Raw genomic sequence first — 12,066 nt, 5'->3', positions numbered from 1 at the left:
CGAGGCTTGCCCGCGAAGGGGTCCGTTCGGTTTAACGATCGATCAGCCCTTGAGCACCCGCGCCAACGTCGACCTCACCTTGCCCATCCCGTCACGCAATGCCTGCTCGATCTCGGCCATGGTAATCACCGCTGTCGACTTGCCTGCCGCCGGATTCACCACCAGCGCCAGACAGGCGTAATCCAGTTCCAACTCGCGGGCCAACGCCGCTTCCGGCATTCCGGTCATGCCGACAATGTCGCAACCGTCACGCTCCAGCTTCGCGACTTCAGCCACTGTTTCCAGACGTGGGCCCTGGGTGCAGGCGTACACGCCTTGGCTGCTGAAGCCAACGCCTTCAGCCGCCAACGCCGCGATCAATTGCTGACGCAGGGGCTCGCTGTAGGGATAGCTGAAATCGATGTGTGTAACCTGCTCCAGATCATCGGCGAAATAGGTGTGTTCGCGGCCGCTGGTGTAGTCGATCAATTGATGTGGCACGCAGAAATGTCCGGTGCCCATCTCGGCATGAATCCCGCCCACGGCGTTGACCGCAAGAATCGCTTCGGCGCCGGCCTGCTTCAAGGCCCAAAGGTTGGCGCGGTAGTTCACCTGATGCGGCGGGAAACGGTGTGGGTGCCCATGACGCGCGAGAAACAGCACTTCCTTGCCAGCGTACTCACCGATCTGCACTTCGGCCGAAGGCGTACCGTAAGGCGTGTCCACCGCCAATGACTGACGAATGCTCAAGCCTTCGAGTTGAGTCAGGCCGGTGCCACCGATAATCGCGTAAACCGTCATGACGAGAAGTCCTTAATCAATCAACTGAGCTTCTCTGAGCGCGCCGATGGCCGCTAGCCAGCGCGGGTCTTGACGGTATTCGGTGCTGGCGTACGCCTGCCCGCGCATCCGCGCAATACGCGCCGAAGGTTTGACCTTCAAACGCTGGGCGGCGCTCAAGGCCAGCTCGGCAGCTGCGCGATCGTTGCACACCAGGCCCATGTCACAACCGGCGGTCAATGCCGCTTCGATGCGACTGGCAGCATCGCCAACCACGTGAGCACCGGCCATCGACAGGTCATCACTGAAGATCACCCCATCGAACTGCAGCTCGCCGCGCAGGATGTCCTGCAACCAGCGACGGGAGAAACCTGCAGGCTGGGAATCGACTTGTGGATAAATAACGTGGGCTGGCATGACGGCAGCCAGTTGTTTGCTCAATCGCGCAAACGGCACAAGATCGTTGGCGCGGATTTCGTCGAGGCTGCGCTCATCGTTGGGAATCGCGACGTGGGAATCGGCTTCGGCCCAGCCATGACCCGGGAAATGCTTGCCGGTGGCGGCCATTCCCGCGCTATTCATGCCACGAATAAATGCACCGGCGAGCAAGGCTGCACGCTCGGGATCACCTTCGAACGAACGAGTGCCAACCACCGCACTGCGCTGGTAATCCAGGTCCAGCACGGGGGCGAAGCTCAGGTCGAGACCGACCGCGAGCACTTCGGTCGCCATGATCCAGCCACACTGCTCGGCCAGGTCTTCGGCATTCGGGTTATCGGCGATGGCGCGCATGGCTGGCAACCGCACGAAGCCCTGACGAAGCCGTTGAACCCGACCGCCCTCTTGATCCACCGCCAGCAGCAGATCGGGACGAATGGCGCGGATCGAAGCGCTCAATTCGCGCACCTGACGCGGATGTTCGATGTTGCGGGCAAAAATGATCAGGCCGCCCACTTCGGGCTGGCGCAACAATTGGCGATCTTCGGCCGTCAGCCAGGTACCGGCGACGTCCACCATCAACGAGCCTTGCAGGCCAGCAGTCATAGAGATTCCTTGATTACGATAAACCCGGCTCGCACGAATTCGCCGCCATGGGCTGTGCCCGGCGGGTCGGCGATTTCAATGAGGAGCGGGTTCAGAACGAGAGTCGGCATGGGCGGCTAGCTTAGCGGATGTCAGCTGCCGCGCCCACCCGTGTGCGGTTAAACCTTGGCGGCGACCGGGGCCGATTTGCTGCGCGGACGCAACTGCGCGGTGGCCATGGCTGTGTCGGTGACGCCGGTTTCGGCCCGCATGCCAGCAGCCAGGAACGGCACCATCAGACGCATCACTTGTTCGATGGAAGTGTTGACGCCGAAGTCGGTCTCGGCAATCGCACGCAAGGCCTTGATCCCCGACATGCTGAACGCCGCGGCACCCAGCATGAAGTGCACACGCCAGAACAGTTCGATCGGGGGAATGCGCGGCGCGGCCTCGTTGACCAGCATCATGTAGCGGCGGAACACCTTGCCGTACATATCTTCCAGATAACGACGCAAGTGCCCTTGGCTCTGACTGAACGCCAGCCCAAGCAAACGCATGAAGATGGACAGGTCGTTGCCGCTGCGTGGCTGCACCACCAGAGCTTGCTCGACCAGAATCTCCAGCAACTCTTCAAGGGTCGGCTTGTTCTCGGGCTTGGCCTGACGGCGCTCCAGCTCTTTATCGAGACTGAGGCAGAATGGCCCGAGAAAACGCGAGAAGACCGCCTGGATCAGCGCCTTCTTCGAGCCGAAGTGATAATTCACCGCCGCCAGATTGACACCGGCCTTGCTGGTGATCAGACGCAATGAGGTTTCAGCAAAACCTTTTTCCGCGAACAACTGCTCGGCAGCATCGAGAATGCGTTCAACGGTTTCCGACTGGGCCATGACTACTCCGCCTGACAAACACTTGTTTGAAACATACGTTTCAGCCCTGGCCTTGTCAAGCCTGGTGGTTCGTTTTGGGAATGGTCGGTCAGCTATTTAACCATACAACAGCAGCGCATCAATCAGCGAGCAAAATGACCGTCCAGCGCCCGGCGAAAAAAGGGGCATTGCCAAGACCGGTTCACTGTATATAATCCCAGTCACTGTATAAAAAGACAGAGCGATCAATATGCTAAAGCTGACGCCACGCCAAGCAGAGATTCTGGCCTTCATCAAACGTTGCCTTGAAGACAACGGCTACCCGCCGACCCGCGCGGAAATCGCTCAGGAACTGGGTTTCAAGTCGCCCAATGCGGCGGAAGAACACCTCAAGGCGCTGGCTCGCAAGGGGGCGATCGAGATGACCCCGGGCGCCTCCCGCGGCATCCGCATCCCAGGCTTCGAAGCCAAGGCCGACGAGTCCAGCTTGCCGATCATTGGCCGGGTGGCTGCCGGTGCGCCGATCCTCGCCCAGCAGCACATCGAGGAATCCTGCAACATCAACCCCTCGTTCTTCCATCCCCGCGCTGACTATCTGCTGCGGGTCCATGGCATGAGCATGAAGGACGTCGGCATTTTTGACGGTGACCTGCTGGCCGTCCATACCACCCGCGAAGCCCGCAACGGCCAGATCGTTGTGGCGCGAATCGGTGACGAAGTGACCGTCAAGCGCTTCAAGCGCGACGGCAGCAAGGTCTGGTTGATTGCCGAAAACCCTGAATTCGCCCCTATCGAAGTCAACCTGAAAGATCAGGAACTGGTCATCGAAGGCTTGAGTGTTGGCGTGATTCGCCGCTAAAGGAGGCTTTATGCAGTTCCCACATACTTCACAGCAAGCCCAATTGCCGTTGTTCGAGGCGTTCATGGCGCAGCCATTGGCGCCGATCCTGAAGGACGTAGTCGAATCGCCCTGGAGCGCCGAGCCCGAAGTCTTCAGCGAGCTGTCACTGCGCGGCGCGGCCGGGAACTGCCTGAACCTTTTGGCACCGATCCTCAGGGAACTGAGTCAGGATCAGGATGCACGCTGGCTGACACTCATCGCCCCACCCGCCAGCCTGACACAAGCCTGGTTACGGGACGCCGGCCTGAACCGTGAACGCATTCTGCTCCTGCAACCGCGCGGTACGCAGAGCGCTCAGCAGTTGACCTGCGAAGCCTTGCGACTTGGCCGCAGCCATACGGTCGTCAGCTGGCTTAACCCGCTGAGCACAACGTCGCGGCAACAGTTGATCAGCGCTGCCCGTATCGGGGATGCGCAAAGTCTGAATATTCGACTGGGTTAACTGACACACACTGTGCGCGCTGAACAGCGCGGGGCTTCTCCAAGGATAGAGAAGCCGATCTGTAGAGGTATTCGAAGAATCCGACAGGCGGGATCAATGAAGAACCCGTGGCCCCTCTTCCTTATCAAATTCGCCTTCCACCAGGCGTCCTGCCATCTGAACACCGACACTCAACATCGCCTTGGCGACTTCCACATGCTGGCCTTGCAGGAAAACCTTGGCATCCTCGGAGAAATCCAAAGTAACCAGAGAACCCTCGTCCTCAGCCCTGCGCAGCTCGATTCGGCCGTCTGGTAACTCGACAATTTCTAGAAAGGACGTTGGCATAAAGGTCTGTTCTCCACGAAAGGCGGGGATTATATAGGCATCAGCCAAGCTTCGCTCGGGATCTTGACCAAATGCCATCACGAAGAGAAATTTCTGACATCACTCTTCCTTGAGCGGACCCGTCCCTAAACACTCAATCTTTCAGCACTCGTTCAACCCTTCGCGAAACCGAATCGCCAGACCTTTAAGGTTCTGACGCCAGCTCTCCAGCTCTTCCCGACTCAGCTCTTCCGGCGCCTCTTCTTCATCCAGATTAACAGCCTGGATTAGCGGCTGCGTCACATCACCCTTGGGCTTGTGCGGAGCGCGAGGCGGCTGGAACAGTGCGGCATGAGCCGACAGCAATTTGGCCAGCCAGGTTTCAGGGTTTTGGGCCAGCTCGACCATCTCGGCCATTTCCGGAATAGCGATGGTTTCGAGCACTTCGCGGGTCAGCAGCATCTCTGCCCGCGGCGCATTGGCCTGAGGCAGGCGATAGAAACCGGCGATTTCATGGCACAGTCCCAACAGCGCACCGTACAGGTGAAACAACGCCGATTCACGCCCGGCCTGAATCAGCGCGAGGGAGTTCATCGCCCGCCCCTCTTCGGCTTTGGCAAGCGCTTCCAGCGACAGGCCGGCGAAATAAATCTTCTGGTTGGTACGGGTATAGAGTTCGTGGGCCATGACGGCAGCCTCCACAACGAAATAATTGCTTCACGCAGGTCAGACAGTGTCGTGGATCACCTGAGCTTCCCGCAAGCCCAAAACAAAAGGCCGCATGAAAACCCGTGGGTTGTCATGCGGCCTTTTGCGTACAGCCTTTTAAGCCTTGGCTGATGGACGCTTGTCTTCAACCGTCCACTTGCCGCCGTCGTAATACGCCTTCCAGCCAGTCGGTTTACCGTCAACCTCAGTCTGCACGTATTGCTCTTTGGTCTTGCGGCTGTAACGAATTACCGAAGGAAGGCCGTCCGGATCTTTCTTCGGCGCTTCGCAGAGGAAATGGTACTTCGGATCGATCTCATCCTTGTGCGGCACGATCTCCATGACCAATGGAGCACGGGTCTCGCGGTTTTTCGGGAACTGGCTGGCCGCCAGGAACAGGCCGGAAGCACCGTCGCGAAGGATGTAGGTGTCGTTGACCTTTTCGCATTTGAGCTCAGGCATCTTCACCGGGTCCATCTTCGGCGGCGCCGCGTCACCGCTCTTCAGCAGCTTGCGAGTGTTCTTGCAGGTGGCGTTGGTGCAACCGAAGAACTTACCGAAACGACCGGTCTTGAGCTGCATCTCGCTGCCGCACTTGTCGCACTCCAGGCTCGGACCTTCATAGCCTTTGATGCGATAGGTGCCCTCTTCGATTTCGTAGCCAGAGCAATCAGGGTTGTTACCGCAGATGTGCAGCTTGCGCTTCTCGTCGAGCAGGTAAGCGTCCATGGCCGTGCTGCAGATCGGGCAGCGATGCTTGCCACGCAGGACCAGCGATTCGGACTCACCCTCGTCGTCCGCGGCGATTTCATCGCCCGGTACCAGGTTGACGGTGGCTTTGCAGCGCTCTTTCGGTGGCAGGCTGTAGCCCGAACAACCGAGGAACACGCCCGTCGAAGCAGTACGGATCTGCATCGGACGACCGCACAACACGCACGGAATATCAGTCATCACCGGCTGGTTGGCGCGCATGCCGCCTTCGGGACTTTCGGCTACTTCGAGTTTCTTCTTGAAGTCGCCATAGAACTCGTCGAGCACGTTTTTCCAGTCGCGTTCGCCCTGGGCCACGTCATCGAGGTTCTCTTCCATGCCGGCGGTGAAGCCGTAGTCCATGAGATTGGAGAAGCTCTCGGCCAGACGCTCGGTGACGATGTCGCCCATCTTTTCCGAATAGAAACGACGGTTGTGCAGCGCCACGTAGCCGCGATCCTGGATGGTCGAAATGATCGCGGCATAGGTCGAAGGACGACCGATGCCGCGCTTTTCCATTTCTTTAACCAGGCTCGCTTCCGAGTAACGCGCTGGTGGCTTGGTGAAGTGCTGGGTCGGATCAAGCTTGATCAGCTTCATCGCGTCGCCCTGGGCCATGTCCGGCAGCACATCATCATCGCCAGGCTTGGCAATTTGCGGCATGACGCGGGTGTAACCGTCAAACTTCAGGATGCGGCCCTTGGCACGCAACTCGAAGTCGCCGGCACCGACGGTGACCGTGGTCGACAGGTATTGCGCCGGCAGCATCTGGCAAGCGAGGAACTGGCGCCAGATCAGCTCGTAGAGCCGTTCTGCATCACGTTCCATGCCCGATAGCTTGCTTGGCTCGGTATTGGCGTCAGACGGACGAATCGCTTCGTGAGCCTCTTGTGCGCCTTCCTTGCTGCTGTAGACGTTCGGGTTTTCCGGCAGGTACTTCTTGCCGAACTCGCCTTCAATATAAGTACGCGCCATCGTCACGGCATCGGCCGAGAGGTTGGTGGAGTCGGTACGCATATACGTGATGTAGCCGGCTTCGTACAAGCGCTGGGCCATCATCATGGTTTTCTTCACACCAAAGCCCAGGCGGTTACTCGCGGCCTGCTGCAGGGTGGAAGTGATGAACGGTGCCGACGGCTTGCTGCTGGTCGGTTTGTCTTCGCGCTTGACGATGCTGTAGCTGGAAGCCTTGAGCTTTTCCAGCGCGGCCATGGCCTGGGCTTCGTTGAGCGGCTTGAAGGCTTCGCCTTTCTCGCGGGCTACGTCGAAACGCACGGTCGCGCCCTTGGCGGTGCCGAGGTCAGCGTGGACTTCCCAGTACTCTTCCGGGTTGAACGCGCGAATTTCACGCTCACGCTCGACCACCAGCTTCACGGCAACCGATTGCACGCGACCGGCGGACAGGCCACGGGCGACCTTGGCCCACAGCAGCGGCGAAACCATGTAACCCACCACGCGGTCGAGGAAGCGACGCGCTTGCTGGGCGTTTACTCGATCGATGTCCAGCTCGCCCGGCTTAGAGAAGGCTTCCTGGATGGCCTTCTTGGTGATTTCGTTGAACACCACGCGCTTGTAGCGGCTGTCGTCCCCACCGATGGCTTCGCGCAGGTGCCAGGCAATGGCTTCCCCCTCGCGATCCAAGTCGGTTGCGAGATAGATGGTGTCAGCATCTTTGGCGAGCCGGCGCAGCTCTTCGATGACTTTTTCCTTGCCCGGGAGAATCTCGTACTTGGCTTTCCAGCCATGATCGGGATCGACCCCCATGCGCGAGACCAGCTGCTTGCGCGCTTTCTCTTTCGGCGTGAGCACCGGACCTTCACCTGCGGCGGCCTTGCCGCGCTTGGCGGCAGGCTCTTTGCTGGCGCTAGCCGAACCGCTGGTGGGCAGGTCTCGGATATGGCCGATACTCGACTTCACCACGTATTGGTTACCCAGATACTTGTTGATGGTCTTGGCCTTAGCCGGGGATTCCACAATGACCAGCGATTTGCCCATGGATCAGAAAATTCCTGAATTCTAGAAGTGAAAGGCGGTTGGCGCCTGACGCGGCACCGCTATATATAGTGGCTACAAGGTGAGGTCAAGCGCAGGGTTCTGCGCGCACTCCCCTTATGGCTGCGGAAAAACGCTCGGTTCGGCTTGCACCAAAGCAAAGCGTGGCACCTGTTCGCCGTCAACCTCGACCGACTCCAGGAACATGCTCAAGGGACGCACCCAAAAGCCGTAATCGCCATACAGGGCTTGGTAGAAGACCACTTCCTCTTCGGTTTCCGAATGCCGCGCAACAGCGAATACACGATACTGCGGACCTTTGTAATGTTCGTAGAGCCCAGGTTGTATCGGCATGGTTTGGCCCTCACTGAAATTTTTTCAAAATAAAAACAAAATAAATCCGGAAAAACAAAAACCGGGGCACTTGGCCCCGGCTTCCATCAGCGAAACGCTTAAACGCGTTCGAAGACGGTGGAGATGCCTTGGCCAAGACCAATGCACATGGTGGCTACCCCGAAGGTACCGCCATTCTGCTTCATCACGTTCAGCAAAGTGCCGGAGATACGGGCACCGGAGCAACCGAACGGGTGACCCAGGGCGATCGCGCCGCCGTGCAGGTTAACCTTCTCGTTCATCTTGTCGAGCACTTTCAAATCTTTCAGCACTGGCAACGCCTGTGCGGCGAAAGCTTCGTTGAGCTCGAAGAAGTCGATATCGTTGATACCAAGACCCGCGCGCTTCAGTGCTTTCTGCGTTGCCGGTACTGGACCATAGCCCATGATCGCCGGGTCCACACCTGCCACTGCCATCGAACGAATCACCGCCATTGGCTGGATGCCCAGGTCTTGGGCACGCTGCGCCGACATCACGATCATGCACGAAGCACCGTCGGTGATCTGCGACGAAGTACCGGCTGTCACGGTGCCGCCCTTCGGGTTAAACGCTGGCTTCAGAGCCGCCAGGCTTTCCAGGGTGGTTTCCGGACGAATGGTTTCGTCGTAGTCGAACAGTTTCAGGAAACCGTTCTCGTCGTAGCCCTGCATCGGGATGATTTCGTCTTTGAACTTGCCTTCCAGAGTCGCCTTGTGGGCGAGCTGGTGGGAGCGCACGCCAAAGGCGTCCTGTTGTTCGCGAGTAATGCCGTGCATTTTGCCGAGCATTTCCGCGGTCAGGCCCATCATGCCCGAGGCTTTCGCCGCATACAGGGACATGTGCGGGTTAGGATCGACACCGTGCATCATGCTCACGTGACCCATATGCTCGACGCCACCAACCACGAACACGTCACCGTTACCGGTCATGATCGCTTGCGCAGCGGTGTGCAGAGCACTCATCGACGAGCCACACAGACGGCTGACGGTCTGGCCGGCCGCGGTGTGCGGGATCTGCGTCATCAGGGACGCCATGCGGGCGATGTTCCAGCCCTGTTCCAGGGTCTGGTTCACACAGCCCCAGATCACGTCTTCGACTTCGCTCGGGTCGACCTTGACGTTGCGTTCCAGCAATTTGCTGATCAGGTGCGCCGACATGTCTTCGGCACGGGTGTTGCGGTGCATGCCGCCCTTGGAGCGGCCCATCGGCGTACGACCGAAGTCGACAATCACGACGTCTCTAGGATTCAAGCTCATATACTTTCACTCTCGCTCTAGTGTGGGCGCTTAACCGAAGAAGCTCTGGCCGTTTTTGGCCATTGCACGCAGCTTCGCGGTCGGGTGGTACAGCGCGCCCAAATCAGCGTACTGGTCAGCCAGGGCAACGAACTCTGCAACACCGATCGAATCGATGTAGCGCAGCGCACCGCCACGGAATGGAGGGAAACCAATACCGTAGACCAGGCCCATGTCGGCTTCGGCGGCGGTTTCGACGATGCCGTCTTCCAGGCAACGCACGGTTTCCAGGCACAGCGGGATCATCATCCAGTTGATGATGTCTTCGTCAGTGACTTCGCGCTGTTCGAACACGATTGGCTTGAGCACTTCCAGTACCGAAGGATCGGCGACTTTCTTCTGCTTGCCGCGCTTGTCGGTCTCATAGGCGTAGAAGCCTTTGCCATTCTTCTGGCCCAGGCGCTTGGCTTCATAGAGCACGTCGACGGCCGAACGGCGATCGTCTTTCATGCGATCCGGGAAGCCTTCAGCCATAACGTCACGACCGTGGTGACCGGTGTCGATGCCGACCACGTCCATCAGGTAGGCCGGGCCCATCGGCCAGCCGAATTTTTCCATGACCTTGTCGATGCGGACGAAGTCCACGCCGGCGCTGACCAGTTTGGCGAAACCGCCGAAGTACGGGAACAGTACGCGGTTGACCAGGAAGCCCGGGCAGTCATTGACGACGATCGGGTTCTTGCCCATTTTCTTGGCGTAGGCAACGGTGGTGGCAACGGCCACTTCGCTGGACTTCTCGCCACGGATCACTTCAACCAGCGGCATCATGTGTACCGGGTTGAAGAAATGCATGCCGACGAAGTTTTCCGGACGCTTGAGGGCTTTGGCCAGCAAGGTGATGGAAATGGTCGAAGTGTTGGACGCGAGGATAGTGTCCTCTTTGACCTTGTCTTCAACTTCGGCCAGAACGGCTTGCTTGACCTTCGGGTTCTCGACAACGGCTTCGACGACCAGGTCGACGTGACCGAAATCGCCGTAGGACAGGGTCGGACGAATGCCATTGAGCACTTCGGCCATTTTCGCCGGCGTCATGCGACCTTTATCAACGCGGCCCACCAGCAGCTTGGCGGCTTCGGCCAGACCTTGCTCGATGCCGTGCTCGTTGATGTCTTTCATCAGGATCGGCGTACCTTTGGAGGCCGACTGATAAGCGATACCGCCACCCATGATGCCGGCGCCCAATACGGCGGCCTGCTTCACGTCTTTGGCGATTTCGTCGTAGGCCTTGGCCTTTTTCTTTAGCTCCTGATCGTTCAGGAACAGACCGATCAAGCTCTGCGCGGCAGAGGTCTTGGCCAGTTTGACGAAACCGGCGGCTTCGACTTCCAGTGCCTTGTCGCGACCGAAGTTCGCGGCTTTCTGGATGGTCTTGATCGCTTCGACCGGTGCCGGATAGTTCGGGCCTGCTTGACCGGCCACGAAACCTTTGGCGGTTTCGAACGACATCATTTGTTCGATGGCGTTGAGCTTGAGCTTTTCGAGCTTCGGCTGACGCTTGGCCTTGTAGTCAAATTCGCCAGAGATGGCGCCCTTGAGCAGGTTCAGAGCCGCTTCCTGCAATTTCTCCGGAGCGACCACGGCGTCGACAGCACCGACTTTCAACGCGTCTTCAGCGCGGTTTTCCTTACCGGCGGCAATCCACTCGATAGCGTTGTCGGCACCGATGATGCGCGGCAAACGCACAGTACCGCCGAAGCCTGGGTAGATGCCCAGCTTGACTTCCGGCAGACCGATTTTGGCGGTATTGGCCATGACGCGGAAATCTGCCGCCAGGCACATCTCCAGACCGCCACCCAGTGCGATGCCATTGATAGCGGCGACAGTCGGGACGTTGAGGTCTTCGAAATCGCTGAAAATCTTGTTGGCTTCGAGGTTACCAGCGACAAGCTCTGCATCCGGCAGCTTGAAGTTGTCGACGAATTCGGTGATGTCGGCGCCGACGATGAATACGTCCTTGCCACTGCTGACGATCACACCCTTGATCGAAGCATCTGCCTTGATGGTGTCTACGGCCTGACGCAGTTCGTTCAGGGTAAGACGGTTGAACTTGTTGACGGACTCACCCTTGAGGTCGAATTTCAATTCGACGATGCCACTTTCAAGAGCCTTAACCGTGATGGCTTTACCTTCGTAAATCATCAACTGATCTCCACGATATGGAAGCTGAACAGTACACGTCGGACGCAGGCGACTGGCTCGGCAAGGACGTTTATCGTCGATGCTACGCCAATTCACCCGGCACACCCGCCGACGCGATAGTCGGGATTCTGTAGGAGCGATCTGTAATACAAACGCTCAATTCATACGCCCGTTTGATTTGGGTATGTCACCTTCACGGAATTTCCGGCAATTGTCAATCGCCCAAAATACTGGTTGAAACGCGACTTTCCGGTCACTTCCGTACCACGAAGCCCTGCAACACGCTCATGCATGTGAGGCCATTCATAGAATCAATCGTTAGAAAAGTCGCCCTAATTACCGGCAGCCTGTGTTTAACAAGCTACGCTGGCGGGACCCTGAAGAAAAAATTTGAACGCTTTGACGAATGCCCAGCGTAAGATCAGCCACACAGAATTACCGGCCTGCCTGGCCAACCTCAGCCCGATGATGATGTCGGGCTTTTTATTGCCTGCTGTAGCAGCTGCCGAGCCT

Annotated in this window: 11 protein-coding genes; 2 read left to right on the top strand and 9 right to left on the bottom strand. The window is 58.4% G+C overall.

Translation table 11 applies throughout. The annotated features are described in order from the left end of the window. Positions 1-42: 42 nt before the first annotated feature. The 3 genes from PMI36_RS11520 to PMI36_RS11530 all read right to left on the bottom strand — a co-directional run bounded on the left by PMI36_RS11520 (position 43) and on the right by PMI36_RS11530 (position 2,669). Positions 43-780, bottom strand: coding sequence for an S-methyl-5'-thioinosine phosphorylase (locus PMI36_RS11520; RefSeq protein ID WP_008073068.1), 738 nt, complete (start codon positions 778-780; stop codon positions 43-45). A 12-nt stretch (positions 781-792) separates the two neighbouring features. Beyond that, positions 793-1,791 (bottom strand): beta-N-acetylhexosaminidase, encoded by a 999-nt coding sequence (nagZ, locus tag PMI36_RS11525; protein WP_177319494.1) that lies wholly within the window; start codon positions 1,789-1,791, stop codon positions 793-795. A gap of 170 nt (positions 1,792-1,961) precedes the next feature. Continuing rightward, entirely contained in the window at positions 1,962-2,669 is a 708-nt protein-coding gene (locus PMI36_RS11530; protein WP_007907768.1) for a TetR/AcrR family transcriptional regulator, read from the bottom strand. 229 nt (positions 2,670-2,898) lie between these two features. On the opposite strand from PMI36_RS11530, the gene lexA reads away from it, so the two are divergent. After that, entirely contained in the window at positions 2,899-3,507 is a 609-nt protein-coding gene (gene lexA / locus PMI36_RS11535) for a transcriptional repressor LexA (protein WP_007907770.1), read from the top strand. Positions 3,508-3,517: 10 nt separating this feature from the next. Continuing rightward, positions 3,518-3,991 (top strand): SOS-induced cell division inhibitor SulA, encoded by a 474-nt coding sequence (gene sulA / locus PMI36_RS11540; RefSeq protein ID WP_008073066.1) that lies wholly within the window; start codon positions 3,518-3,520, stop codon positions 3,989-3,991. A gap of 93 nt (positions 3,992-4,084) precedes the next feature. Here the strand turns inward: sulA and PMI36_RS0129710 are convergent, their stop codons facing one another. From PMI36_RS0129710 to fadB, 6 genes are all read right to left on the bottom strand, one after another. Further along, positions 4,085-4,318 carry a hypothetical protein gene (locus PMI36_RS0129710; protein WP_007907774.1) on the bottom strand — a complete coding sequence of 78 codons (234 nt, stop codon included), beginning with the start codon at positions 4,316-4,318 and terminating at the stop codon, positions 4,085-4,087. Positions 4,319-4,459: 141 nt separating this feature from the next. Continuing rightward, the gene (locus PMI36_RS11545) at positions 4,460-4,984 is read right to left on the bottom strand and encodes a DUF6586 family protein (RefSeq protein WP_008073064.1); all 525 of its coding nucleotides are present in this window, start codon (positions 4,982-4,984) and stop codon (positions 4,460-4,462) included. A gap of 138 nt (positions 4,985-5,122) precedes the next feature. After that, on the bottom strand, positions 5,123-7,750 hold the full coding sequence (topA, locus tag PMI36_RS11550; RefSeq protein ID WP_008073063.1) for a type I DNA topoisomerase: 2,628 nt from the start codon (positions 7,748-7,750) through the stop codon (positions 5,123-5,125). A 114-nt stretch (positions 7,751-7,864) separates the two neighbouring features. Then, positions 7,865-8,101 (bottom strand): DUF1653 domain-containing protein, encoded by a 237-nt coding sequence (locus PMI36_RS11555; protein WP_007907781.1) that lies wholly within the window; start codon positions 8,099-8,101, stop codon positions 7,865-7,867. A 98-nt stretch (positions 8,102-8,199) separates the two neighbouring features. Beyond that, positions 8,200-9,375 (bottom strand): acetyl-CoA C-acyltransferase FadA, encoded by a 1,176-nt coding sequence (gene fadA, locus PMI36_RS11560; protein ID WP_008007076.1) that lies wholly within the window; start codon positions 9,373-9,375, stop codon positions 8,200-8,202. 30 nt (positions 9,376-9,405) lie between these two features. Then, a complete protein-coding gene (gene fadB / locus PMI36_RS11565) occupies positions 9,406-11,553 on the bottom strand; it encodes a fatty acid oxidation complex subunit alpha FadB (RefSeq protein ID WP_008073062.1) in 2,148 nt (715 codons plus the stop codon). Positions 11,554-12,066: the final 513 nt, after the last annotated feature.

The organism is Pseudomonas sp. GM79 (genome assembly GCF_000282495.1).
GTDB lineage: Bacteria > Pseudomonadota > Gammaproteobacteria > Pseudomonadales > Pseudomonadaceae > Aquipseudomonas.
The sequence above is the reverse complement of the archived record's forward strand: the minus strand, read 5'-3'. Positions and strand labels throughout refer to the sequence as shown.

Excerpts from the sequence above, each read along its gene's own strand:
- PMI36_RS11520 (WP_008073068.1), bottom strand. The coding sequence starts at position 780 with ATGACGGTTTACGCGATTATCGGTGGCACCGGCCTGACTCAACTCGAA.
- PMI36_RS11530 (WP_007907768.1), bottom strand. The coding sequence starts at position 2,669 with ATGGCCCAGTCGGAAACCGTTGAACGCATTCTCGATGCTGCCGAGCAG.
- lexA (WP_007907770.1), top strand. The coding sequence starts at position 2,899 with ATGCTAAAGCTGACGCCACGCCAAGCAGAGATTCTGGCCTTCATCAAA.
- sulA (WP_008073066.1), top strand. The coding sequence starts at position 3,518 with ATGCAGTTCCCACATACTTCACAGCAAGCCCAATTGCCGTTGTTCGAG.
- PMI36_RS0129710 (WP_007907774.1), bottom strand. The coding sequence starts at position 4,318 with ATGCCAACGTCCTTTCTAGAAATTGTCGAGTTACCAGACGGCCGAATC.
- PMI36_RS11545 (WP_008073064.1), bottom strand. The coding sequence starts at position 4,984 with ATGGCCCACGAACTCTATACCCGTACCAACCAGAAGATTTATTTCGCC.
- topA (WP_008073063.1), bottom strand. The coding sequence starts at position 7,750 with ATGGGCAAATCGCTGGTCATTGTGGAATCCCCGGCTAAGGCCAAGACC.
- PMI36_RS11555 (WP_007907781.1), bottom strand. The coding sequence starts at position 8,101 with ATGCCGATACAACCTGGGCTCTACGAACATTACAAAGGTCCGCAGTAT.
- fadA (WP_008007076.1), bottom strand. The coding sequence starts at position 9,375 with ATGAGCTTGAATCCTAGAGACGTCGTGATTGTCGACTTCGGTCGTACG.
- fadB (WP_008073062.1), bottom strand. The coding sequence starts at position 11,553 with ATGATTTACGAAGGTAAAGCCATCACGGTTAAGGCTCTTGAAAGTGGC.